At 43.9% G+C, this 24,472-nt stretch carries 21 protein-coding genes; 16 read left to right on the top strand and 5 right to left on the bottom strand.

The genetic code is table 11. The annotated features are described in order from the left end of the window. Positions 1-71: 71 nt before the first annotated feature. The 9 genes from radA to QXD64_00845 all read left to right on the top strand — a co-directional run bounded on the left by radA (position 72) and on the right by QXD64_00845 (position 6,114). Positions 72-1,016, top strand: coding sequence for a DNA repair and recombination protein RadA (gene radA, locus QXD64_00885; GenBank protein ID MEM3395871.1), 945 nt, complete (start codon positions 72-74; stop codon positions 1,014-1,016). A 48-nt stretch (positions 1,017-1,064) separates the two neighbouring features. Next, positions 1,065-1,943: an isoaspartyl peptidase/L-asparaginase gene (locus QXD64_00880; protein MEM3395870.1), complete on the top strand. Its 879-nt coding sequence runs from the start codon at positions 1,065-1,067 to the stop codon at positions 1,941-1,943. Between the two features lie 3 nt (positions 1,944-1,946). Next, positions 1,947-2,969 (top strand): class I SAM-dependent methyltransferase family protein, encoded by a 1,023-nt coding sequence (locus QXD64_00875; GenBank protein ID MEM3395869.1) that lies wholly within the window; start codon positions 1,947-1,949, stop codon positions 2,967-2,969. Positions 2,970-3,075: 106 nt separating this feature from the next. Continuing rightward, positions 3,076-4,077 carry a galactose-1-phosphate uridylyltransferase gene (gene galT / locus QXD64_00870; GenBank protein MEM3395868.1) on the top strand — a complete coding sequence of 334 codons (1,002 nt, stop codon included), beginning with the start codon at positions 3,076-3,078 and terminating at the stop codon, positions 4,075-4,077. A 62-nt stretch (positions 4,078-4,139) separates the two neighbouring features. Further along, positions 4,140-4,592: a 30S ribosomal protein S19e gene (locus QXD64_00865; protein ID MEM3395867.1), complete on the top strand. Its 453-nt coding sequence runs from the start codon at positions 4,140-4,142 to the stop codon at positions 4,590-4,592. A 12-nt stretch (positions 4,593-4,604) separates the two neighbouring features. After that, a complete protein-coding gene (locus QXD64_00860) occupies positions 4,605-4,937 on the top strand; it encodes a DNA-binding protein (GenBank protein ID MEM3395866.1) in 333 nt (110 codons plus the stop codon). A gap of 5 nt (positions 4,938-4,942) precedes the next feature. Next, the gene (locus QXD64_00855) at positions 4,943-5,098 is read left to right on the top strand and encodes a 50S ribosomal protein L39e (GenBank protein ID MEM3395865.1); all 156 of its coding nucleotides are present in this window, start codon (positions 4,943-4,945) and stop codon (positions 5,096-5,098) included. A gap of 9 nt (positions 5,099-5,107) precedes the next feature. Then, positions 5,108-5,458 carry a 50S ribosomal protein L31e gene (locus QXD64_00850; GenBank protein MEM3395864.1) on the top strand — a complete coding sequence of 117 codons (351 nt, stop codon included), beginning with the start codon at positions 5,108-5,110 and terminating at the stop codon, positions 5,456-5,458. Continuing rightward, a complete protein-coding gene (locus QXD64_00845) occupies positions 5,455-6,114 on the top strand; it encodes a translation initiation factor IF-6 (GenBank protein ID MEM3395863.1) in 660 nt (219 codons plus the stop codon). The genes QXD64_00850 and QXD64_00845 overlap by 4 nt, the downstream gene beginning before the upstream one ends. Here the strand turns inward: QXD64_00845 and QXD64_00840 are convergent. From QXD64_00840 to QXD64_00830, 3 genes are all read right to left on the bottom strand, one after another. Further along, a complete protein-coding gene (locus QXD64_00840) occupies positions 6,090-6,545 on the bottom strand; it encodes an RDD family protein (GenBank protein ID MEM3395862.1) in 456 nt (151 codons plus the stop codon). The two genes, QXD64_00845 and QXD64_00840, sit on opposite strands and share 25 nt — an antisense overlap. 10 nt (positions 6,546-6,555) lie before the next feature. Further along, positions 6,556-9,156 carry a valine--tRNA ligase gene (locus tag QXD64_00835; protein MEM3395861.1) on the bottom strand — a complete coding sequence of 867 codons (2,601 nt, stop codon included), beginning with the start codon at positions 9,154-9,156 and terminating at the stop codon, positions 6,556-6,558. A gap of 67 nt (positions 9,157-9,223) precedes the next feature. Next, positions 9,224-14,833, bottom strand: coding sequence for an Ig-like domain-containing protein (locus QXD64_00830; protein ID MEM3395860.1), 5,610 nt, complete (start codon positions 14,831-14,833; stop codon positions 9,224-9,226). Between the two features lie 193 nt (positions 14,834-15,026). On the opposite strand from QXD64_00830, the gene QXD64_00825 reads away from it, so the two are divergent. The 5 genes from QXD64_00825 to QXD64_00805 are packed head-to-tail and all read left to right on the top strand — an operon-like array spanning position 15,027 to position 21,504. Further along, positions 15,027-16,220, top strand: a complete 1,194-nt coding sequence (locus QXD64_00825) for an acyl-CoA dehydrogenase family protein (GenBank protein ID MEM3395859.1) — start codon at positions 15,027-15,029, stop codon at positions 16,218-16,220. A gap of 18 nt (positions 16,221-16,238) precedes the next feature. Next, positions 16,239-17,039 (top strand): electron transfer flavoprotein subunit beta/FixA family protein, encoded by an 801-nt coding sequence (locus QXD64_00820; protein ID MEM3395858.1) that lies wholly within the window; start codon positions 16,239-16,241, stop codon positions 17,037-17,039. Beyond that, positions 17,040-18,215: an FAD-binding protein gene (locus QXD64_00815; GenBank protein ID MEM3395857.1), complete on the top strand. Its 1,176-nt coding sequence runs from the start codon at positions 17,040-17,042 to the stop codon at positions 18,213-18,215. It abuts the gene before it with no gap. Continuing rightward, positions 18,212-19,012, top strand: coding sequence for an aspartate dehydrogenase (locus QXD64_00810; GenBank protein ID MEM3395856.1), 801 nt, complete (start codon positions 18,212-18,214; stop codon positions 19,010-19,012). The genes QXD64_00815 and QXD64_00810 overlap by 4 nt, the downstream gene beginning before the upstream one ends. Continuing rightward, positions 19,009-21,504 carry a hypothetical protein gene (locus QXD64_00805; GenBank protein ID MEM3395855.1) on the top strand — a complete coding sequence of 832 codons (2,496 nt, stop codon included), beginning with the start codon at positions 19,009-19,011 and terminating at the stop codon, positions 21,502-21,504. Before QXD64_00810 ends, QXD64_00805 begins: the two co-directional genes overlap by 4 nt. Here the strand turns inward: QXD64_00805 and QXD64_00800 are convergent. Beyond that, positions 21,455-22,888, bottom strand: coding sequence for a DHH family phosphoesterase (locus QXD64_00800; GenBank protein MEM3395854.1), 1,434 nt, complete (start codon positions 22,886-22,888; stop codon positions 21,455-21,457). The genes QXD64_00805 and QXD64_00800 overlap by 50 nt on opposite strands. Position 22,889: 1 nt before the next feature. After that, positions 22,890-23,324, bottom strand: a complete 435-nt coding sequence (locus QXD64_00795; protein ID MEM3395853.1) for a 30S ribosomal protein S15 — start codon at positions 23,322-23,324, stop codon at positions 22,890-22,892. A 159-nt stretch (positions 23,325-23,483) separates the two neighbouring features. Here QXD64_00795 and QXD64_00790 point away from each other — a divergent pair, with 159 nt between their 5' ends. Together QXD64_00790 and QXD64_00785 are read left to right on the top strand one after the other, a co-directional pair. Further along, positions 23,484-23,741 carry a hypothetical protein gene (locus tag QXD64_00790; GenBank protein MEM3395852.1) on the top strand — a complete coding sequence of 86 codons (258 nt, stop codon included), beginning with the start codon at positions 23,484-23,486 and terminating at the stop codon, positions 23,739-23,741. Between the two features lie 12 nt (positions 23,742-23,753). Beyond that, positions 23,754-24,464 (top strand): ATPase domain-containing protein, encoded by a 711-nt coding sequence (locus tag QXD64_00785; protein ID MEM3395851.1) that lies wholly within the window; start codon positions 23,754-23,756, stop codon positions 24,462-24,464. Positions 24,465-24,472 lie beyond the last annotated feature (8 nt).

Genomic DNA, 24,472 nt, shown 5'->3' with positions numbered 1-24,472 from the left:
AGTAGCACTTTCACTCACCCCTCCTGTAAAGGTTTATATTCTCGCATTGCATCCTTAATCACGGTGAAAAAATGGCAGAAGACGAAATCGAAAAAATACCTGGAGTCGGCGAAGCTACAGCTGAGAAATTGAGGGAGGCAGGATTTACAGACATAATGTCCATCGCTGTTTCCTCTCCTCAGACCCTTGCAGAACTCTGCGAACTTGGGCAGGCACAAGCCCAGAAGATAATTGTGGCGGCTAGGAAGATGGCCGAGATTGGTGGATTTGAGACGGGAGATGTGATTCTCGAGAAGAGAAAAAAGGTAGGACATCTCACCACAGGATCCAAACAACTAGATGCGATAATGGGTGGGGGTTTTGAAACCCAGGCAATAACAGAACTATTTGGTGAGTTTGGCTCTGGTAAAACCCAAATTGCACATCAGTGTGCCGTGAATGTCCAGCTTTCTGAAGATGTGGGAGGGCTAAACGGTGAGGCGATAATTATCGATACAGAAAACACATTCCGGCCTGAACGGATTATCCAGATGGCAAGTGCACTTGACCTGGATCCAACTCAAGCCCTGAAAAAAATTCATGTGGCAAGAGCATACAACTCCAATCATCAGATGCTGTTGATGGAGAAAGTGAATGAAATTGCAAAGGAACACAACGTCCGTCTTCTCATTGTGGATTCTCTTACCGCTCACTTCAGGGCAGAATACATTGGCAGGGGTGCACTTGCTGAACGACAACAGCAATTGAACAAGCACATGCATGAACTACTGAGATTTGGTGACATCCACAACGCAGTGATTCTTGTCACAAACCAGGTTTCAGCTAGACCTGACGTATTCTTTGGGGACCCGACTAAACCAATCGGAGGCAACATTGTGGCCCACACATCTACCTTTAGAATTTACTTGCGAAAAAGTAAGGGCAACAAACGAATCGCGCGATTGATTGATTCTCCAAATCTCCCAGAGGCAGAGGCAGTGTTTTCTGTAACGGAGGATGGAGTACGAGATGACTGAAAAATAAATCTTTTTATCTCCCTTCTTTTTGCCCCGTTTGGTGGCAGAATGTACAGCATGATTGTACACGGTGGTGCATGGGATATCCCTGATGAGCTTGTAGAACCACACATCAAAGGCGTAAAAAAAGCACTGGAAATAGGACTTGACTTGTTAAAGAATGGTGGCACTTCTGAAGAGGCAGTAGAAGCTGCAATTGCCTGGTTGGAAGATGATCCTGTGTTCGATGCAGGAAAAGGTTCGTTTCTCAACAAAACTGGTGAGGTTGAACTCGACGCCATAATGTATGATGGCAATAGAATGTGCTTCGGATCCTGTATGGGCGTAAAGACAGTAAAGAATCCGATAAAGCTCGCTAGAATACTGATGCGAGAAAATGAGGTGTCAATCCTTGCTGGAAATGGAGCAGATGAGTACGCTAGGAAACACGGACTTGAGATTGTGGATAACTCTTACTTTGTGGTAGAGCGGGAGAGAAAGAGATTTGAAGATTTGAAAACGAAAAATCTTCACCCAAGTGCATTCTTTCATCATGGTACTGTGGGTGCTGTAGCTCTTGACAAAGATGGTACGATAGTTGCAGGAACTTCCACAGGAGGAACTCCTCACAAACTACCAGGTAGAGTCGGTGATTCGCCGATCCCCGGCGCTGGTGCCTTCGCAAATTCCATTGCAGGTGCTTCAGCAACTGGTTATGGTGAAGCAATATTACGATGTCTTATCACATTTAGAGCGTGCGAAACTGTTGAAAATGGCATTTCTCCAGATATCGCCTGTAAAGAAGTAATAAAATTCCTTGAGATGAAAACAGGATCATTTGCTGGCATAATCCTTCTCAGGAGCGATGGTACCGTTGGATTTGCATACAATACACCCAGAATGGCAAGGGCGTATCTGAAAAAAGAGAAAATCGTTGTGGATGTGTAAAAAATGGTGAAATGTGCAAAGGTTGAAAGGCAAAATGCTGACAAAGCTCTCCAAGAAATTAAAAAAATCGGGTTATTTGAGAACAAATACAGAATCGAGAGAGACGAGAATTTTGTATATATTCCTTTAAAAGAGATAGTAGATAGATTTACCATTTTAGCAGAGAGACATATAGATATTGTTGAAATGGAGCTTGAGAGAAGTTTCGAAAGACCTAAACATTACTCTGAGCTTCTTTCACTGCCCCCAGAAATTAAGGCAAAGCTCCCTTCAAGCTTTGACATCGTAGGAGATATTGCAATAATTAAACTGGTGGAAATTATCAAGCCATATGAGAAAGAGATCGGAAATGCTCTGATAAAAGCCCATCCATCAATTAAAACAGTGCTCGCAGACGAGGGTGTAGAAGGGGATTTTAGAGTTAGAAAGGTTAGATTTGTTGCAGGTGAGAAAAAAACTATCACATTACATAAAGAATATGGATTAGTTTTTGAAGTTGACCTTGCAAAAGTTTACTTCTCTCCTAGATTGGCAAATGAACGTCAGTTTGTATGCTCCGAAATTGTTTCACCATCCGTCGTAATCGATATGTTTGCCGGCATTGGTCCTTTTTCAATTACAATTGCCAAGAAACATCCAGAGGCAAGTGTTTATGCGATAGACAAAAACCCAGATGCATACACCTTGCTTCTTAAGAATATTGCACGTAATCATATAAAAAATGTGTTTCCGGCCTGCGGTGACGCTGTTGCTGAAATTCAGAAACTGCCAGATGCTGACTACATCATTATGAACCTACCCCACAGTGCTGAAAAATTCTTACTGGATGCCATAAAGAAACTGAAAAAAAATGGGAAAATCTTTCTTTATACAATATGCGAAAGAACTGAAATAGAGAAAAAAGCGGAAGAGATAAAGAGAAATGTGAGAGGGGAGGGTATGGAAAGTAGTGTGGAATACCACGAAGTACATACATACTCCCCTACTTCCTCAGTTTTTGGGCTTGTGATTCGGGTATCTTCGTGATTTTTATAAGGAAAAATTTGTGATACTTCACCAATTTTCTAATTAGAAGAAGTGAGACCACCTCAACAAATGCCTTTATATAATAGATTTGAATTAGCATTACACAATGCCCGAACTGAGGAAAGATTATATTACTGACTGCTGGGTTGTGATTTCAACTGAGCGAGCTCAACGTCCCTCTGATTTTAAAAAGGAACCAGAAGTACCTACCTCAAAAGAGACCTGTCCTTTCTGCCCAGGTAGAGAGCATATGACACCACCAGAAATTTTAGCTTACAGACCTGGAAACACTGCACCTAACACTCCTCAATGGTGGCTCAGGGTGGTGCCCAACAAGTTTCCCGCGCTTAGAATTGAGGGAGATGTGAATCACAGAATTGTCCAGGTTTTTAACAAGATGAACGGAGTAGGAGCCCATGAGGTCATCATTGAAAGTCCAGAACATGATGCAACAATTGCAACAATGCCTCTAAAGCAGGTGGAAGAAATTGTAAATGCCTACAAAGATAGGTATCTTGATTTGAAGAGAGATACTAGGTTTAAGTACATGCTGATTTTCAAAAATCATGGGCGGGGTTCGGGTGCCTCATTGTCGCATCCTCACTCCCAACTGATAGCAACACCCATGATTCCGAAACACATCATGGAAGAATTAAGGGATGCCTACAACTACTACAGTTTTACTGGTGGCATCTGCATCTACGACGAGATCGTCTCTACCGAGCTAGAAGAGAAAGTGCGAATCGTGCTCGAAAATGAGTATTTCATCACCCTGTCTCCTTATGCACCCAGATTTCCTTTTGAACTCTGGATTCTACCAAAACGTCATGACCCCTACTTTGAAGACATGGATGATACTGAACGAAGATACTTCGCAATGATTCTCCAAGAAACTTTAAGCAGATACCACAAACTCCTGGATAACCCCCCATACAACTTTTACATTCACACTGCTCCATGCGATGGCAAAGACTATAGATTCTATCATTGGCATCTAGAAATTACACCAAGACTCACAAATCCAGCAGGGTTTGAAAGAGGGACTGGTTTCTATATAAATCCAATGCCACCAGAAGAAGCAGCAAGGTTTTTGAGAGAGGGAAAGTGAATACAGACATCTGCTATCTTTATATAGATGGTGTATATCAGATATGATACGGAGGAATTATAATGACTACAGCATATGATGTGCCTCCCGAGGAACTTATAAAAAAATTAACTGAGAAGATTAAGGCAGACGGTAGTTTCACACCCCCAGAATGGGCGAAGTATGTGAAAACTGGTACGCATGTGGAACGCTCTCCTGTTCAGGACGATTGGTGGTATACACGAGTTGCGTCAGTTATGAGAAAGATTTACATCTTAGGACCCATCGGGGTTGAAAAGTTAGCCACTGAATATGGGGGTTTCAGGAGACGGGGTGCTGCACCAGGCCATCCGCGGAAGGGTAGCAGAAACATTCTTAGAAAAATTTTGCAGCAGCTAGAAAATGCTGGATATGTGGCGAGAACAAAGCGCGGTAGAGTCCTGACGCCTAATGGTAGAAAAGTCATTGATGGGCTTAGCCATACAATCCTAGTAGAACTAAGTGCAAAAAACGAGAATCTCAAAAAATATCTGTAGGGTGAGGAAAAGATGGAGGGTGATGAGGAACTGGAAGAGTTGCGCCGCAGGAAAATGATGCAGCTCCAGATGGCTGCACAACAGGAAGCTGAACGACGTGAAAAAGAACGGCAGATTCAGGAGTTAAAGCAATCTGTTCTCCGGCAGATTCTCACACCTGAGGCGAGAGAACGGCTCGCAAGGGTACGACTTGCAAAACCAGAACTTGCAGAAATGGTTGAAAATCAGCTAATATTGCTAGCCCAAAGTGGTAGATTAAGAAGCCAGATAACGGATGAGGTGTTAAAGGAATTACTTTCAAAAGTACAATCTGAAAGAAGAGAAACAAAAATAGTAAGGAAGTGATAGAAATGGCACACGCAAAACCACTTGCTAAAAAGTTGCGCCTCCTATCGAAAACGAAGCAGAATAGAAGGGTTCCTGCTTGGGTGATGCAACGAACCGCTCGAAAATTTCTGAGACACCCAAAAAGGCGAACCTGGAGACGAGGCCATCTTCATCTATGAGGTGATTTTATGGCTGAAGAGGAAAAATGTGAGTACTTAGAGAGAATTTACATCGTGCCTTTGAGCGCTAGTAAACACATGCCACCAGATTATGCAAGAGCGAGGCATGCCATTGGCACGATTAAAAAGTATGTCTCAAGGCACATGAAAGTGAACATCGATAAAGTATGGGTTGACCCAAAGCTGAACGAAGCAATCTGGGCGAGAGGGGCAAGACACATTCCCTCAAAAATCAAGGTCAAAGCTATACGATTTGAGGACTGTCTTGTGGAAGTTGACTTGGAAACAGAGGAAGAGGGTGAAGTAGAAGAAAAGAAGGAAGAGAAAAAGCCAGAAACAAAGAAAGAGGAATCTAGTTGAAGTTTCAGATTTTAGATTTTGGGGGTAATCCATTCATCGGTGTTTACGCAAGGGTCTCAGAGGACATTGGCATCTTACCAGATACTTATGCAGACACGCGATGCCTGATTGAAGAAAACCTTGGAATTAATGTCATAGTATCCACGATAGGAGAAAGCGCTGTTGTTGGTTCTATGTGTGCAATGAATAAGGCAGGAGTAATTTTGCCTTCTATTGCAACTCAAGAAGAAATTACACTCCTGAGAAAGTGGAAAAACATTTGTGTGATTAACGATAAGCTGAATGCTTGCGGAAACAACATTTTACTCACAGATAAAAAGGCATTATTGAATCCTGAGATTGGAAAAAAGGCAGAAAAGCAGCTCCAAGATGTGCTTGGTATAGAAACAATGCGTGGAACAATCGCAGGAATAAAAACAGTCGGTATGTGTGGAGTTCCAACAGAGAAAGCCCTTATCGTGCACCCAAAAATTAAGGAGACAGAAAAGAAACAGCTTAAAGAGTTTTTCAACCTCCAGATATTTGAAGCTACAGCTAATCTAGGAACACCTTACATTGGGGCCTGTATATTAGCGAATTCCCGAGGAGCCCTCATCGGCAGCAGAAGCACCTCAATTGAAATCATGAAAATTCAAGAGGCCTTGCTTGTACCCTGAGATTCATTCACATCTGTTCTTCTAACAGTAACTTCGAGAAGACGGTCTAAATATCTCTGCCTCGGGTCTCCATCAGTTATCATACCACCGAGCCAGTCAAGGAAGAGAAGCGGCACGAAGATTTTGCTTACATTTCTGATAAGAGCTGTAGCCATATCCAAATTTCCTTTCTTACCCTCTGTTTTTAGACCCAACATTGCCTTACCGAGTGTTCTCCCACCTGCATGCTCTGTTATCGCTGAATAAAGCCAGAGACATACACCATATCCTGCCCACCAAAAGAAATTGAAAAATTTCAGAAAGACGCCTACAAAAAGTCCGAATATGAAAAATGGAATTGCAATCAGCACGGCATCGATTACAAATGCTACAAACCTGTATGCCCAGTGTTTCTGGAGTTGCACATCATGTACGACTTTTTCAATTGGCAACACGGACAACTCACCTCTCTATGATTATCACACAATTCCGCAAAGCGAGTGTGTGGGCAGCCCTGCCCTCAAATGAAAATGTCTTTCTGAACAAAAGGAACTCTGTCGGAACTGATAACTGTTCGCCTGTGTCAAGTGTAATTTCCACACTCTCTGCTAGCGGAATTTCCGTCAGATTTTTAATAACTTTTTGAACTGCTCCGATCTTTTCCTTGAAATAGGGACCTGCCTTTGCCATGTTCAGAGACACATCACTAACGCGCTCTTCCACTGGAGCATCTCTCTTTATCTCTACAGCCAAAGCTCGCACCGTTTTTGCAATTGTTTCAATTGATCTTTCAGCCTGGAGTGCTTCTTCTCCTGTGATCACAACCCTCTTTATTTCCTTCCCTATTCCTCCCATATTCTCAACTTTCCAACGCCGTACTGCCGCAATAACCTCCTTCACAAATTCCCCTGTCCTCTCTGCTTCCTCGTCTATTCCAAACGGCTCAGGCCAGGATGAAATGTGAACACTTTTTGCATGTTCAAATCGTCTGTAGACATTCTGGTAAACCTCCTCGGTAATATGAGGTACAAACACCGCGAGCATCTTAGTGAGACCAAGTCCTACTGTAAACAGCGTAAATGTAGTGTTTGGCCTTTGAGTTCTGTGTTTGACCATCTCCAGATAATGGTCAGCAAATTGGTGCCACATAAATTCTTCAATCGTCTGGAGTGCATGTGGAAAATCAAAATTGTCCATGTGCTCCGTCACTTCTTTTACACATCTGGTATACTTTGACAATATCCATTTATCCTCTACTTCTAGTTCTCCCCTTTCTCCATTCCAGTCCTTCAATGCGTTTTGAATAAACCTACTGATGTTGTAGTATTTATTCACAAACCTTGAACCATGGACAAGTTCCTTTTCCTGAAAGGGTGTGTCCTCACCGATTGCACATTTACCACAAAAGTAACGCCATGCATCCGCACCGTATTTTTCAAGGAGTGGAAGAGGGTCTATGGCATTGCCAGCTGATGCATGCATCGGAGTTCCATCAGGTGCTAGAATGTGCCCATCCACCATTATCTCCTTCCATGGAATATCCCCAGTAAGTTGCATGCACCTAAGAATTGTGTAATATGCCCAGGTTCTTATTATATCATGGGCTTGCGTTCTTATGCTCATTGGATAGTATTTCTTGAACTTTTCCTCATCTCTTTCCCAGAATGCATTGTATAGGGGTGAGATGCTCGAATCCATCCAGGTGTCAAAAACCTCCTCTGACCCCTTGAGTTCGCCACCACATTTGGGACACTTTTCCACAGGAGGTTTGTCAACAGTTGGGTCAACATAGCACTGCTTCTCTTCAGCAGGCACAGCATGTCCGCATTTTACGCATTCCCAGACAGGAATAGGTGTAGCAAAATATCTTTGTCTTGACACCACCCAGTCCCTGTTAAGTGAGTTCACCCAGTCAATTAACCTGATTTTCATGAAGTCAGGATGCCATACTATTTTCTCAGTTGCTTTCAGCACCATTTCCTTGAATGGAAGAATCTTCAAATACCACTGTGGCAAGGAAAGAAATTCAATCGGTGTATGACAGCGCCAGCATGTGCCTACATTCTGCGTAATCTCAATTTGTTTTACAAGCAAGTTCTGCTCTTTCAGGTCTTGAATTATTGCCTTTCTTGCCTCCTCTATTTTCATACCCTTGTATTTGCCGGCAATCGCAGTCATTCTGCCTTCCCTGTCAATTGCCATTTCCAGCGGCAATCCATACTTGTACACCCATTCCAGGTCATCCTTATCACCAATTGTGCAAATCATCACGACTCCAGTTCCAAAATTTGGGTCAACCTTCTCGTCTGCCACGACCTGAACTTTTTTATTGTAGAGAGGAGTGTATAAATTCCTGCCTGCAAGAAAGTAATTGTTTTCATCTTCTGGATTTACAGCCACAAGTTGACAGGTGCAGAGAAGCTCTGGACGAGTAGTTGCGATTATTATCGACTTCCCTGTTTCGTCATGGAATTTAATATAATTCAACAGGGTTTTGCGTTCCCTGTACTCAACTTCTGCATCTGCAAGAGCTGTTTCGCATCTGGGGCACCAGTTCACAGGTGCCGTGCCTTTATAAACCAAGTTCTGGTTGAATAGCCGTATAAACGAAATTTGTGTGAGTCGCCGATAATACTGAGCATCAGTTTGATAGTAAATCGAGGGGTCCATGCTCTCTCCTAGAATCTTGAATTGCCTGGTCATCTCTGCAATATTGTTCTCTGCAAACTCACTGCAAAGTTTTATAAATTCATGTCTTGTAACACTATTTTTTGTAATCGCGTGCTTCTTCTCAACATTTACTTCGATTGGAGTTCCATTCACATCAAAACAGAGCGGAAAAAACACATTGAAACCCCTCAATCGCTTGTATCTTGCAACAAAATCTATGTGTGTATAGTGAGTAGCATGTCCCATGTGAAGCGCTCCAGATGCGTATCTAGGAGGATTGTCTATTGAATAGTAGGGCTTGTTTGAATCAAAATCGAACCTGTATATCCCTTCAGATTCCCACCAGTCCTGCCATTTTTTCTCGATTTCACCAGCGCAATATTCTTTGAGCATGGATAAGCCATATACAGAGGAAATAAAAAAGTTATCTGTAAAAATAAAAAATTTGGAAAAAAAGGTTTTATGGTTTTGGTTCTTCAGTTGTTGGCTCTGAAGGTGTAGTTTCAGTCGCCGGCTCTGATGGTGTCTCTGTGGGTGCACTCCACTCCTTCGGGGCCTCCGTCGCAGGTGGCTTTGGCTTCATCACAAATTGGAGCACAATGGCCACTACTGCGAGGATTATGCCTAGCACTGCAAGGAGCATTGCATTTAGGCCAGTGGAGTTTATGCTGTCTGAGAGATTGTTCTTCGTGTCGTCAATCTTGTTGTTTAGCTGGTCCTTTGCATTGTTCAAATCCTGGTTGGTCTGGTTAATCTTGTTGTTGACATCACCAAGCTCTGGTACATAGTTGTATTTCACTGAGAGAGTTGAGGTCTTGGCGTTGCCTGCAACATCGTAGGCAATCACTGTGATTGTATTTGTGCCCTCAAGCAGTCCAACATTTGCTGTGAACTTGCCATCGCTTCCTACAGTCACCAGGTTGCCATTCACCGTCACCTTTGCCACACCTGTGCCTGCGTCAGAAACCGTACCGTTAAGTGTCACTACTGGCACTTTTGTCTCTGTGGCAGATGCAGTTACTGAGAGTGTTGGTGCTTGAGTATCCAGCACCACATTCACGACCACGGTCTTCACATTCCCTGCGAGGTCAGTTGCCTCAAGTGTGATTGCATTTGCGCCCTCTACCAGCGTGACTGATGTGGAGAACGCATTGTTTGTGACTGTGACCACATTGCCATTCACCTTCAGGGTTGCCAGGTTTGCATCAACCACTGTACCTGCAACTTCAGCAGTTCCAGATGCAAATATTGCACCTTCAACTGGTGTTGTTACAGTAATTGCAGGCGCAATTGTATCTAGAACTACATTGACTGTGGCCTTTGCGATGTTGCCTGCAGCATCCCTTGAAGTTACCTGGATTGCATTTTGTCCTTCTGCAAGTGTCACTGTGGCAGCGAAGTTACCAGAAGAATCCACGGTTGCATAGTTACCGTTAACCATAACCACTGCATTCTTTTCAGTTGTACCAGTCACAGTGATCACGCTCGTGCTGACAATCGCATCCTGTGCTGGTGCAGTTACTGTCAGTGTTGGTGCCTTGGTATCAAGTGTGACTTTCTTCATTATCTGGACTGTGTGTCCAGCAACATCAGTTGCCTCCACTGTGATTGTGTTTGAGCCTTCAGAGAGAGCAACTGGGTAGTCAAACGAGCCATCTGCCGCCAGTGGTACCGCATTTCCGTTTATTGTGACGTCAGAGTCCACGGCATCTGTGTAACCCTTCACTTTCAGCGTTGGGTTGTTTGTGATTTCACCACCTGTGGGTGCGGTCACCACGAGTGTCGGTGGCACTGTGTCCACTGTGAACGCCCAGGTTATTGACGCCCCATTGCCATAACTGTCTTTTGCAGAGACATACACTGTGTGCTTGCCCTCGGGTAGTGCTGTTAGTGGTGTGAATGAAATTTCGCCTGCATCTGGGTCTATCTTCGCCTGCGAAGTCACAGTTATTCCATCAACCTTCATGACCACAGAGTTTACATTCATTGCTGAGGTTACCACATCATCTGTGTATCTGGCCTTTATAAGAGGTGTAGCTGTGGTTACATACGAACCGTCAGCTGGTGAAGAGACCTGAAGCTCGGGTGCGGCACCATCCTCAATCTCTGCCTGCACATCAACTGAGAATGTCTTACCAGAGTTCTCTGGACCAAAGCCAACAGTTGCACCGAAGACTCCGCCAAGCGGTGGAATATTCGCCATAATGTCGAATGTGTAGAGCGTGTTGTTCTTCACAACTGTAGGCATACCAACACAGCTGAACAATGGCATCTTTGAGCCAATGCCAATGCTGATGTCAAAGTTATCACTGCCACCGGGTACGCTCCAGCCATGCACAAGCACAAAGTAAGTGCCATCTGCAGGATTCTTGTAGTTTATCGCTTCCAGAGCAGCACTAGTGGCAGAGTAAGCCTTCAGTGCATCTCCACTGTCATACTGCCCATTGTTGTTCGCATCGTAGACTAAGAAGAGGTCAAGGTCATCACTTGGATTTCCTACCCTTGTGATTGCAATCTTCAACATGCTTGCTCCAAGAACCTTTACTGGCTTAACCCAGCTTGCAGTGGTGTAATCATCTGGATTGTCCTGATAAACAATCTGGTTTGTGTAAACAGTAGTAGTCATGCTATCCACCTTAGAAGACATACCATCCCAGTCCTTTGAGGAGTTGATTGCAACCTCACCCACTTTGCCAGTTGTGTAAACATGGTCTGTGACATATGCATAAAGGTCAGTTGTCCAGGATTTATAGTACATCCTGCTCAGTTCCCATGTGAAGGATTCTGGATAGTCCGTAGCATTCAACAGCGTGTTGTGCAGAATAATCTGGTTTAATCCGGGCCTTAAAGGTGCAAACACAATGTCTCTCGGTCCATCAGTTGAGGAGTCAAATGTGTACTTGCCTGCTGACGCATAGGAGTTTGAGCTCCTTCCAATTGTTCCTAGTGTGTATGGACCAAACACACTTGGGTAGGATGCCGAAAACCCATCGGACTTTGGTCCCTGAATGTAGGCATCAATGTCAGTAGGTGCATACTGCCACTTGAGGTCAAGCAACATGTACTGGTTTGTAAGGTCAGTCAACGAAGTTTTAACCCATATGAAGTAGAATCGCCAATCACCGGTTTCTGCTCTCCAGCCCCAGTCGTACTTACCTCTCACCTTGCTGTTCTCATAGATTGTGTCAAGTGTGTTGCTTCCAAACACAAAAGCATCGTTTGTGAAGTTGCCTGCTACATTCAGAGATACCGGTATAACTGATGTGTTTGTGCCATCGTCGATTATAATTGCTCCTTCATAACAGCCCACACCATAATCTGAAGGCACTGCAATGTTTGCGGTGATACTCCTGCTGTAACCAGTCTGTCCATAAGGAGCCAGTATGAAGTCATTCTGGGAGAAGGTAATCAATGGCCAATCCTGCTGGGCATAACATTCAAGCAGCAAGTGGATTGTGACAGGGCCATGAGTGCTATACTTGTATTTGTACGGTCTTACCTCTATGATTGTATCGTCGTGGCTCCTTGCTACTGGGTCATGAATCCATGCCTCCTGGACATTACCTGTTACAAGTTCTACTGTGTATCTGTTGAATTCTTGGTTTAGGGTCTTGTTGTCCATCACACCATTTCCGTTTGCATCAGTCCAGTCGTGAATGTCAACTCTATAGACCACATCATCTGTGTAATCATTTTTCATATCAAATACGGAATAATCGTAGTAGGCAGTCACTTTAAGCAATTGTGTACTGTTTCTAAGGGTGCTATTAGTAATGAGGTCGCTCAGTTTCAGCCACCACCTGTTCACTGTCTCAGTTGTTGTGAGGTCTGTGGTTGCCTCGCCTATCTTCACAATCTGCTTAGCATCCAAATGTACCATTACATTCGAGTGGTAATCATTGTACAAAGTAAATGTTGTTGAATCTGAGGTTCCTGGGAACATCATCTTTGCAAACATCGTTGGTTTGCTGCCGCCAGGCAAACCTGTGCTTGTGCCAGGCTGCCAGAAACTCAGGGTTGAGTAAATTCCAGCCACTCTTGCCGCAATGTCAACTGAGCGCTTGCAGTTGATGTAGCCAGAGCCCTGAGAGAAAACATCATAGTGGATATCATCTGCACCAAGTGTCAGATAACGTTTGGCGACTGTAGCTGTCGGGAAGGTGCCGGTGGCCTGTTTAGTAGCGTCATAAATAAGCGCCAATGCACCTGCAGCAGCAGGACATGCCTGACTTGTTCCACTGAACAGGTCTCCAGCAGCAGAACCATCAAAAATCTGCCATAATGGAATTGCCGCCCAGCCATAGGCTCCTACTGCTACAATGTCGGGTCCGTGATATCCCATTGCTGTTGGGCCCCTGCCGGAGAATGGAATTATATCGCCGTACTTAGCACCACCAGTGCCAGATTCATAACCGTAGGGAATTCTGTAACCCATTTCCGTTGCTGCACCAACATTCACCACATATGGATTTGTTGGTGTGGTGATTGTGCCGTAGCCTGGTCCTCCGTTGCCATTTGCGATTGTGAATGTTGTGACTCCACCTGCATACATTGCAGCAATGAAATAGAGATACCTGTCTATCATATTCCAGCCATCATCGTAACTGCTGGAATAGCCAAAGCTGTTTGAGCAAATCTGAGCACCATCCTCTGGGGTGGTTGGGTCGCCATCATATCCCTCAACTGCGAAGAACCAGGCATCGTAGGTATCTGAGAGTACATTGAATATTGGCACATTTATGATCTTTGCATCCGGTGCCATGCCTTTACCCAGGTAGTACAGGTTTCCATCAGCACCTGCGAATGGGATTCTACCTTGTCCTGCTGCAGTGCCTGAGCATCCAGTACCATGGCCATCATTGTCCAAAGAGAATGCTACGAGACAGCCGTTATCAGGCAGAATTGGGGACACTCCATAGTATGATGCATAGAGGTCTTCGTATGGAATGTACTTATTTCCATCTGCTATGAAATAAATCATACCCCCAGATATGTCTGCAAACCCGTCACCGCTGTCATATGTGTCTCCGTACTCACCAGAGGTTGCATTGTAGTTGTCAGACCATGATATTTCTGCATCCATTGGGTCTGATGCAGACCTCCAGATGTAACATGGCTTTTCATCTGTGAAGTCAAGGTCGTTGTCAAGGTCCACATAGACCGTGTCATATATAGATGGGTCACCAGTTCTGTTCTCCGCACTTACCAGTACAGCTACCATGTGTTCATATCCGGCTGATAAGTATGCGGATTGCAGATTTACATCTGGATGATAGCCAAGGTGATACTTGCCTGTGTATGATGGAATGCCATCTACACAATACCAGTTGCCGTCAAACGGAACATAGCCCTCTGGTGTGGCATCACTTTCATAGCTTGTGTCCGCAAACCATGAATAGCCCAGTGGTGCCCAACCATCATAAGCAAGGTAGATCAGCAGAGAGCTTGAGTCAAACACAATTGGATATCCATAGTATGGAGATGTTGTATCAGTCACCCTTGCCTGCACGCCTTGAAGGTCAGGGTTGCCAAAGTCCACACCCGTGTCTACTATCGCAATGTTGACACCTTTGCCAGTAAATCCACTTGCCCATGCATCTGCTGCATGGTGATGCTGGGTGGCAAAGTACATCTGAGGTGCAACACCACCGCTTGCTTTTGTAATCACATCGTCATTAACTGCCTTCACATATTCCTCTGGGAGTCTGTCGATCTCCGGATACTTGTATTCCATTACCTGCATAACACTCCCCAGCTTGGAGACCTCGGACAAAATTGCCCTTGGAACTTCCACTACTGGGAACATCAATCTCTTCTTTGCAGGCACACTTCCAATCTTCGTATCCACTCCCAAACTCCTAAGGGCGTTACCCAGTTCGTTTATGTCCGTGGTGACTATGTACACCTTCACCTTATCGTCTTTCGGCCCATTTAGAAGCTTAGGAGGTACTTTCTCAGCCAATCCGGGCACATTTGTCTGCGACGCTGCATTCACTGGTTGTGTCAAAACTATAAGTGCCGCTGCTATCATTGCAGTCACTACCAATATACTTCCTACTTTTCTCAGCATTTTAAGCCTCCTGTTAGGAGGAAGATACATCTGTGCTATATATATGTTTTGTTTAATTTTCCCTTCTGGGAAGCGACTTCTGGCAGTTTCAATTGCCATTTCTCGCAAGAAAATGTTCCCTCATTGATAGTAACATAAAAAAACACCCTTAATTATTTATACACATTTACCTTATCCCTTGTTGGTGGTGGAAATGGATTATACCTTTACTGAAGAACAGGAAATGATAAGGCAGAGTGTCAGGGAGTTTGCAGAGCGCAAGATTGCACCTATTGCACTCAAAATGGAGGAAACCAGGGAAATTCCATTGGACATTGTGAAGGGCATGGCAGAACTCGGAATAATTGCCCCTACTGCCTCCCCAGAATATGGTGGTGTTGGTTTTGATGCGGTTACCTGTGCAATAGTCGCAGAGGAACTTGCAAGGGTGGACCCAACAGGATCGATACCAGTATTCTATCTCATTCAGGCCTCCTGGGGTCATGTTCTGAACAAGTACGGAACCCATGAATGCAAGAGTGAAGTTTTTCCGAAGGTGACAAAAGGAGAGTGGTTCCTAGGAATCGCTACGACAGAAAGTGATGCGGGCTCAGACCTTGGTTCCACAAGGACGAGAATTACACCCACAGAAAAGGGCTACATTGTAAATGGCGAGAAAATGTATATTTCTGGCGTAAGAGAGGCATACACAAGAGGAGGAGGCCATGTTACAATTGCGAAACAGACGCCAGAGCTTGGGACAAGAGGAATGACGCTCTTCTATCTCCCGCTGCAGAGTAAGGGCATAACACCTACCTATGTAGATGACCTTGGCAGAGAGGGTATCTCTACAGGCGGCTTTACAATAGATAATGTAGAGATTCCAAAACACTATTTGATAGGCGAGGAAAATAAGGGATTCTACATTGTGCATGAGGGTTATGAATTTGCCCGAGGCCTGATCTCGATGATCTGTGCATCTGCTGGCCTGAAGTCATTGGAGAATGGCATGAACTACATCAAGCAAAGAAAGTGCTTTGGCACACCCATCGGCAAATTCGAAGGTATCCAGTTTAAACTTGCAGAGCATTATACAAAGCTCTCAATGCTGAAGGACATGGCATACAAGGCAATGCATACCTTTGACCTTGAACAGAAAGGGAAGGCAAAGAGGTTTGAAACTGCAAAGGCAATTGCAATGGCTAAGCTGTTTGCTCAGGAGTGGGCATGTGCGGCAATTGACGATGTGATGCAGTGGCAGGGTGCTTTTGGCTACACTAAGGAATGTCCAGACCAATGTGCTTGGCGAGCCGTGCGTTCATTTGGCTGGGCTGAAGGTTCAAAGGAAATCATGAGAATAATTGTAGGCAGAGAATTGCTTGGTAAGGAGTTCATACCCTACAGATAGAAAAAGCCAGGTGATTTTATGGAATTCGTAGTTCTTGTGAAACAGGTGCCTGATACAACGGAAGTTAAAGTGGACCCTAAAACTGGCACCTTAATAAGAGACGGAGTTCCGAGCATACTGAATCCATTCGACCAGTTTGCACTTGAAGAAGCCCTTCGCCTGCGGGAAAAAATCAGAGATAAAACACCTGTAAATGTGACTGTAATTTCAATGGGGCCACCGCAGGCAAAATCCGCAATTATGAAATGCTTGGCTCTGGGTGCCGATAAAGGTATTCTGCTCAGCGATAGGGCGTTTGCAGGTGCAGACACTTGGGCAACCTCTCTCACACTCGCAGAAGCTGTGAAAAAACTTGGAAAATTTGACATTGTCTTCTGCGGGCAGCAGGCAATTGATGGAGACACTGCTCAGGTAGGTCCAGAAGTTGCACAGCATCTGGGTATTCCACAGGTAACTTATGTGGATTCAATTCTAGGTTTTGAAAACAACAAACTCACTGTGAAAAGCTTGACCGATGATGGCTATAAAGTGGTGGAAGTGAAGTTGCCTGTGCTTATTACATGCTCCACACCTTCCTCCTTTGAACCTTCAAACCCTTCGATGGCTGCAATTCTCAAGGCAAACAAGAAGCCATTTGAAACCTGGACTGCTGAGACACTGGGTGGAGACAAAAACAGGTTCGGTTTATCTGGCTCACCAACACAGGTTTCAAGAGTGTATTCACCACCAGTTCGTGGTAAAGGCGTGGTCTACACCGAAAATGTGGAAGAGAGTGTAAAGAAAATAGTTGAAGCTCTGATGGAGAAGAAGGTGATATAAATGATTACAGTCAGCGAAAAATGCATTGGTTGTGGTATCTGTGCTAAAACCTGCCCGTTTGGCGCAATAACAATTGTAGAAAAAAAGGCAGTTATTGGTGATGCTTGTGTGCTCTGCGGCGCTTGTGTGCAAGTGTGTCCTGTAAAGGCCATTACAATTGAAAGGAAAGCCGTAAGTGCTGACCTATCTAGTTTCCGTGATGTCTGGGTGTTTGCTGAGTGTGAAGGCGAGAAATTAAAGAGTGTTGCTCTGGAACTTACAACAAAGGCGAGAGAACTTGCTGATGCTTTGAACCAGCGAGTATGTGCAGTTCTGCTTGGTGCCAATATAAAATCAAATGTAGAATTACTTGAGAAACATGGTGCAGATGTAGTTTATGTAGCAGAGCACAAGATGCTAGAACCCTATACCACAGATGCATATTCTCCTGTAATTGTTGGACTGATTTCAAAGTACAAACCCAACATCATGCTTTTCCCTGCAACAAAAGTCGGTAGAGATTTGGCTCCGAGAGTTGCAGCAGCACTTGGGCTTGGCTTAACCGCTGACTGCACAGGATTGAGCATAAAAGATGGCTTGCTTTTGCAGACACGCCCGGCCTTCGGTGGCAATGTGATGGCAGACATTCTTTGCCCGAACACTAGGCCACAGATGGCAACTGTGAGACCGAATGTGTTCAAAAAGGCCGAGAACCCGCGGAAGGCAGAGGTGGTTGTAGTTCCAGTTGATATTAAGGAACATACAATCAGGACTGTGATTAAAGAAATTGTGAAAACTGCAACGCCGGGAATGAAGAAGATAGATGAGGCAGATATCATCGTCTCTGGAGGCAGAGGAATTGGCTCGAAAGAGGGTTTCAAGTTACTTGAAGAACTGGCTGAGTTGCTTGGCGGTGCGGTAGGTGCTTCAAGAGTAGCTGTTGACCTGGGATGGATGCCAAAGTCAGCACAGGTGGGGCAGAGTGGTATTACAGTGGCACCAAAACTCTACATTGCCTGCGGAATCAGCGGCACAATCCAGCACTTGGTTGGAATGAAGGACTCAAAAGTAATTATTGCAATCAACAAGGACCCTGAAGCTCCAATCTTCAATGTAGCGGACTATGGAATTGTTGGGGATTACCAGAAGGTTGTTCCGTTGCTGATTGAGGAGTTGAAGAAGGCGATGAAGAAATGAAGGTGCTGATAATCGGATGCGGTGCAATTGGAACTGCAATCACTCGTGCTCTCCAACAGGAAAAAAAAATTGAAAAAATCTTCCTTGTAGATAATAAACCAGAATACATTGAGGCCTTGTCTGCAAAGTTTCCAAAGGCGGTTAGGTGCGATTTCCCAAAAGTGCTTTCCGATGTGGATCTTGCCATAGAATGTGCTTCTCAACAAGCAGTAGCGGTCTATGTACCAGTCGTATTGGAGCATGGTGTAGATGTACTTATCTTAAGTGTTGGCGCACTTGCTGACGATGCATTGCGTGAGAAAATTTTTGCGCTTGCAGCTGAGAAAAGTGCGAGGGTTTACATCCCATCTGGTGCTATTGCAGGTATTGATGCAGTTTCTGCTGTTAAGGGTGCGGGCATCTATGAAATCACGCTGGAAACCAGAAAACCTCCTTCTGCTTTTGAAGAGGCAATCTTAGCAGAGCACGGACTGAAGAAAGAGGAGATAACAAGAGAGGTTGTGATTTACGAGGGCATGGCAAGAGAAGCTGTGAAAAAATTTCCGAAGAATGTGAATGTTGCTGCGACGCTTTCATTAGCTGGTATGGGCTTCGATAAAACAAAGGTAAGGATTGTGGTTGACCCATCTATCAATATGAATACCCATCGCATCATTGTGAAAGGAGATTTTGGAGAGATGTTGCTCGAGACGAGAAACAAGCCATTTCCGCACAATCCAAAGACGAGCTATCTTGCTGCGCTTTCTGCAGTTAACGCTGTGCGAAAAATTCTGGAAAATGTGTGGGTAGGAGTATGAGAAAAAGCTTAAGAAGCTACAACGGATTAACGAATGGAAGAGAGTTGTTTGGTGGGAAAAAGCATGTACAGAAGGACAAGCCTCTGACCGTGTTGTGGGCAACGCTATTCGTATTTTTTTTCTTCCTTGCAGTCTGGCAGGTGCAACCTCAAAATCTTGCAGACACAAAGATAATAAAAATTGACGGTAAATTTGAGGATTGGGAAGGCATTCCGAGAATAACTGATGAGTACAATCCCTTTATTTCTCCAAATGTAGACCTGCAAGAGTACGCTTACTCTGAAGAAGGGAACTTTCTCTTTTTCTACCTCAAAACTTACGACTGTATAATGGCTGGAGATGGAAAAGAAATCGCATTTTCAGGCTGTGAAACTACAATTCCAGATGAAGTGATAACAAAAATACCCAGGGGCAGGGGAGAGGATGTAGCTTACATCTTCATTGATACGGATGCAAATGCCAGCACAGGGTATTTTCTCTCTGAGAATTTCGGTTCTGATTATGCGGTTCAGATTACAGGAAAAAATCACAGAGTTTCCTCAAGTTACCTTCTTGAATATCAGGGAAATGATAACAGCCAGTGGTTATGGAAAATTGCAACCATGGTTGACTGTGGGATTGGTGCCAGTGCAATGGAAGTGGGTGTTTTAAAATCCAAGCTCAGAGCCGTTGAGAATTATTCTGTCCTTTTCTGCATGATTGGATGGGATGGAAAGTACGATGCCCCGCTGAAAAATGTAAATCTCAGATTAAAAAACTTGGGAATGCAAATTAATGAGGAGCCAGGTAACTTAACCTACTTTCTGGAAAACGCTTATTTTATAGATGTGAGCGATACGCTGGGCCTCCATCTTGGAGAAAACGAAAATAAGACCTTCCTCTATCCAGTTTACGCAAACAATTCCACATGGCTCTACTCTCTGACCGACCAGAACGGGGTGCTTATCACATACCCTCACCTGTATAATGGGACGAATGTTACTAACATAACCCAGGATGTAAGGAATACCACAGCACCATATACTCCAGGCGAAGTCTATGGTGTTGGGTGGAATGGAACACACTGGCTTATTGGAGGCACCTGCAGAGATGGACAGGGGTATCCATATCTTGTTTCCTACGACGGAGTGAACTTTACGAATATAAATCTGACAAATTCACCCTTTGGGCGGTTCAAATGGGGTGCGATTTGCTCTGCGGTGTGGAATGGAACACACTGGCTAATCGGAGATACCGAACACTCCCTTGCCATTTTTGATGGCATAAGTTTCACAAATCTCACACCCAAGCTTGAGGAATTAGGATGGAGTATGCCTAATGGCTGGACGAGAGAGCAGCATTTGAGCATTGGATGGAATGGAACACACTGGCTAATCATGGTGGGAAATGCAAGCAACAATGCAACTTCTTACAAGCCAGCGAACATTGTGGTCTGGGATGGTGGAGAGAACTGGACTGATTTGACGCTCCAACTAAACTTACCAGTATGGGACATTGGAACCTACAGAATTGCCTGGAACGGAGAGTTTTGGGTTTTTGGAACTGCAGAGAGCTCGTGGGATAACTATGGAATTCCATCACCACCAGAAAGCCAGGTAATTAAATTTGATGGCGAGAATTTTGAGCGGCTTGGGAGTTTATTTGCAAATTCTACGGATATTTCAGATGTGGTGTGGAACGGACAATATTTTCTAATTGTCGGCTGGAATCATACGAGAAATGTTACTGGCCTTGAGAATTATGTGGAAACCCAGGTGTATGTCTGGGACGGCGTTAATGCACCAGTGGAAATTACCGACAGAATAGAAAATAATGTAGGTTATGTGAAGGCGCACCATGCACTATGCGGTGGTTTCGCTGCATTCAGAAATAACTGCTGGCTTATCGGAGGAATAAAATCACAATTTCCCCATCTCTATCATTTTTCCTCACCTATAGAAATAAATGTGAGCGAGGAGTTTGTACTGAATACTTCGCTAGCTGAGGACATTGATGACGGATGCATAGTGAATTACACCTGGAACATCTCAAGCGAGACCTTTTATGGAAATGTGAGACTTAATTTCACACAGCCTGGCATATACACCTGCAGCCTCACCACCAGCGACAATGACAACCAGACATTCGTTTTCAATTTCTCAATCGTGGTGCATGGTGGCTGGCTAAATGGCACAATCTCTCCTGAAAGTGCAACGGTTTATGTTGATGGAAATGAAATTCCTGTTTCCGATGGGAAGTTTAACATTTCACTTAAGCCAGGGATACACTCAATAAATGCAACAGCCCAGAACCATGAGTGGTACAACCAGAGCGTCTCTATCTCCGATTTTGCAGAGACGCATGTAGAAATCTCGCTTACACCTATCTCAGAATGTCCATACCCAGCTTTTAGTTTGCTCACTCTTTTTATGTTCGTTCTACGCACTAGAAGGGAAAAAACTTTTAGGAGACACTACCCAACTGTTCCTTCACGATTTCATCGGCCAGTTTAAGAAACTCTTCTTCCTTTCCCTCTGGCACTTCTGCACCTGCAGCAATATTGTGTCCTCCGCCTCTGCCCCCACATTTTTCAGCAGCAACTCTGCAGCACTCGGCAAGATTAAGACCCGCTTTTACCATAGAGTCTAGAGCTCTAGCAGAGATTGAAACTACTTTGCCCTTTCTAGATAATACAAAAACTGGCTTTGTTTTCTCCAAGAAAAATGTGAGTGCAAGACCACCAATTGCACCTGCAAACTCTCCTTCCTCAACCCATGTGTACTGGATTGCCTCACCTTTCTGTGTTCCTTCCTTTAACAGCGTCAACAGATATTTTCGTACTTTCTCTCTGTACGCATTTCGGACAGCAGCACAGGATTCAGCATACCTATCAAATTCGAAAAACAGGCCGATAGCAAGCTCCTGTTTTCCAGTTCGTCCACAAGCATTTAGATAGTTTGCAAGTGTTTTAGCTCTTACATTATTTTTCATGAAATAATCGTCCTGACACAAAGTAAGTACAGCAGTCAAATCCACATTCTCCTTCAGAAAATAAAGTGTGAGATAGGAATTGAGCTTCTTGATTTGCTCTGGTGTTAGTTCCTTAATTTTTGTGCTTGGGGGTATGGCTAGCAATCCCAACACCGTATCTATCTTCTTTGGGTCCTCTACAAACATTTTGAAGAATGGGTCATTGGTCGTGGAAAGGGCTTCATAAACTGTCTCACCATCAAATGAGAATGTTTTCCTTTTATCAATTATTCCATTTGCAATTCCATTCTCAACAATCACCTGATTTAAGCCATAAAATTTACCCCCGCTATTCTGTCGGTCACCTTCACAACCCGCGACTGCAAAAGGTAGAAGGTCCCAGTTCCCAGGATTACAAAATATAGAGAAGAGGAAGCACATTGTAGAGGCGCACGCTTCCTTCGTTCCATCTATTCCATACAAATGAGAATTCAATAGCACAATATTCCTCGCTTCTAAACTTCTCTTCTCATCAATTAACAATTTTCCCTTCTCTCGCTCGGGTTCTGCAGACTGTGACCTATGCCATTCCTTAATTTCTTTAGACGGTTCATGATGGTCTAAAATTATTAGATAATTCACATGTTCTTTTATCTGAAACGCCTGATTTGTACCCATGTCGGCAACAATCAAAAGTTTATTCTTTTCCTTCTGGAGGGTCGCAAAAAACTCCGTGTCTAGATTTTTTCTGCAGGTGACCTGAAAATTTTTTCCAAATCTGTAGAGAGTTTTTGCAAGGATTCCTGCAGATGCAATCCCGTCTGCATCATAGTGAGAATATACTCTCACAATACCATGATAGTTACTTAATAGATTTGTAGCTAATTTGTAGGCCTCATAAAGGTTGGAGGGAATAAAAGATTTCATATTATTCGGAGGAGTATGACCAACTGGAAGGCATTACTCCCTGCCTAATGTAGTACTTCACTAGACGCCTTATCTTTGACTCTACCAGCGTCAAACCTCGCTTGTTCGAGTAGTCCTTCGGGTGCTTCTTAAGATGCACCTTCAAATTGTTTGCCTTTTCTATAAGAGAGGAAAGATCTGGAGGAATATTCGGGAACACATTATGTTCTCTCAAAATCTGAGAAACGGTTTTGCCAGTAGCAAGTTTTACACTTGGGACGCCATACTGATCCCTTAATACCATTCCTATCAAAGGCATACTTACACCATTTTTTGCCAGTTCTACTACCTTCTGTTCAACCTCTTCCTTACTTAGAGGGACCCATTCCGGATTCTCTTTCACCAACGGACGTTTAGATGAATGCTTGCCTTTTTTGCTTGAATGTATTCTGGACATTGTCATTTCCTCCGCGTATTAAACTCTATATTGGGAGATATATTTAAAGGTTCGCGGTAACGGACCTACGGCATCCTATCTCATCGATTTAATCCTTCCGTATTCTCCTACCTGCCAACAAACATAAGTTTTATATCTAATGTTTGCTTAACTGTGCACATGAGCAACGGTGCAATACAACATGAACTGGAGGCCTACCTTGTAAAGATGTTCGGCACAATGGTGGGGCCTACAATCGAACTCCAGAAAAAGAAACTCGGAATAACGGTACCCTCTAATCAGATGTCCATTGATGACTATCTGAAAATTGCTGGTGCTCTCAAGGTGCTCTGTGAGCAAATGGCTGGACAATTACTTGCGGAACAGATGTACAAAGGTATGTTGCAGATAATTGAAGCAGGGAAAAAAACAAGATAAATGGTGATAACTATGGATGGAATGGAAAGAATCAGAACTTATGTTCAGGGATTGGATGAACGCCTAGAAGGGGGAATTCCGAAAGGACATGTAGTGCTCATCTGTGGCTGTGCAGGGAGCATGAAATCTTCCTTTGTATTTAATATCCTCTGGCACATGGCAAGAGAGAACAAGGGCAAATGCCTTTATATAACACTTGAAGAGAAAAGACCACTGATTGAACGAAGAATGCAGAAGATTGGCAGAAATATAAAGGAAGTCGAGGAAAACCTTACAATTATCGATCTTGGGTATCTCAGAAAAGAAATTGCAGATGCAGGGCTTGGCGAAATGGATTGGATAAAGTCACTTGAAGCCCAGATAAAGAATTTCCATGATTTGATGGGGTTTAATGTCGTGGCTCTAGATTCCTTGAATGCACTCTATGCCATTGCAAACATGAAGAATCCAAGAGATGACCTCTTCCACTTCTTTGAATTGATGAGAGACCTGAACATGACCGCATTCCTGATTTCAGAAATGGAACCAGATAGAATGAAATTTGGACTTTATGGAATTGAGGATTTTCTCGCTGATGGCATAATTCATCTGGACTTGAGAAGGAGCGACATGAATGTAAACCTCTATGTGAGCGTAATAAAGATGAGAGAAACCAAACACGAGAGAAAGTATTTCCCACTCATCATAGGCAGGGATAATAAATTTGAGATTGTGATAAAGTAATACCTAAT

Source organism: Thermoplasmata archaeon (assembly GCA_038874435.1).
GTDB lineage: Archaea > Thermoplasmatota > Thermoplasmata > Lutacidiplasmatales > SKW197 > SKW197.
This window is presented reverse-complemented; position numbering and strand designations above follow the sequence as displayed.

Excerpts from the sequence above, each read along its gene's own strand:
- QXD64_00815 (MEM3395857.1), top strand. The coding sequence starts at position 17,040 with ATGATTACAGTCAGCGAAAAATGCATTGGTTGTGGTATCTGTGCTAAA.
- QXD64_00855 (MEM3395865.1), top strand. The coding sequence starts at position 4,943 with ATGGCACACGCAAAACCACTTGCTAAAAAGTTGCGCCTCCTATCGAAA.
- QXD64_00860 (MEM3395866.1), top strand. The coding sequence starts at position 4,605 with ATGGAGGGTGATGAGGAACTGGAAGAGTTGCGCCGCAGGAAAATGATG.
- QXD64_00835 (MEM3395861.1), bottom strand. The coding sequence starts at position 9,156 with ATGCTCAAAGAATATTGCGCTGGTGAAATCGAGAAAAAATGGCAGGAC.
- QXD64_00865 (MEM3395867.1), top strand. The coding sequence starts at position 4,140 with ATGACTACAGCATATGATGTGCCTCCCGAGGAACTTATAAAAAAATTA.
- QXD64_00790 (MEM3395852.1), top strand. The coding sequence starts at position 23,484 with ATGAGCAACGGTGCAATACAACATGAACTGGAGGCCTACCTTGTAAAG.
- QXD64_00850 (MEM3395864.1), top strand. The coding sequence starts at position 5,108 with ATGGCTGAAGAGGAAAAATGTGAGTACTTAGAGAGAATTTACATCGTG.
- galT (MEM3395868.1), top strand. The coding sequence starts at position 3,076 with ATGCCCGAACTGAGGAAAGATTATATTACTGACTGCTGGGTTGTGATT.
- QXD64_00875 (MEM3395869.1), top strand. The coding sequence starts at position 1,947 with ATGGTGAAATGTGCAAAGGTTGAAAGGCAAAATGCTGACAAAGCTCTC.
- QXD64_00810 (MEM3395856.1), top strand. The coding sequence starts at position 18,212 with ATGAAGGTGCTGATAATCGGATGCGGTGCAATTGGAACTGCAATCACT.
- QXD64_00825 (MEM3395859.1), top strand. The coding sequence starts at position 15,027 with ATGGATTATACCTTTACTGAAGAACAGGAAATGATAAGGCAGAGTGTC.
- QXD64_00880 (MEM3395870.1), top strand. The coding sequence starts at position 1,065 with ATGTACAGCATGATTGTACACGGTGGTGCATGGGATATCCCTGATGAG.
- radA (MEM3395871.1), top strand. The coding sequence starts at position 72 with ATGGCAGAAGACGAAATCGAAAAAATACCTGGAGTCGGCGAAGCTACA.
- QXD64_00785 (MEM3395851.1), top strand. The coding sequence starts at position 23,754 with ATGGATGGAATGGAAAGAATCAGAACTTATGTTCAGGGATTGGATGAA.
- QXD64_00800 (MEM3395854.1), bottom strand. The coding sequence starts at position 22,888 with ATGAAATCTTTTATTCCCTCCAACCTTTATGAGGCCTACAAATTAGCT.
- QXD64_00795 (MEM3395853.1), bottom strand. The coding sequence starts at position 23,324 with ATGTCCAGAATACATTCAAGCAAAAAAGGCAAGCATTCATCTAAACGT.
- QXD64_00805 (MEM3395855.1), top strand. The coding sequence starts at position 19,009 with ATGAGAAAAAGCTTAAGAAGCTACAACGGATTAACGAATGGAAGAGAG.
- QXD64_00830 (MEM3395860.1), bottom strand. The coding sequence starts at position 14,833 with ATGCTGAGAAAAGTAGGAAGTATATTGGTAGTGACTGCAATGATAGCA.
- QXD64_00820 (MEM3395858.1), top strand. The coding sequence starts at position 16,239 with ATGGAATTCGTAGTTCTTGTGAAACAGGTGCCTGATACAACGGAAGTT.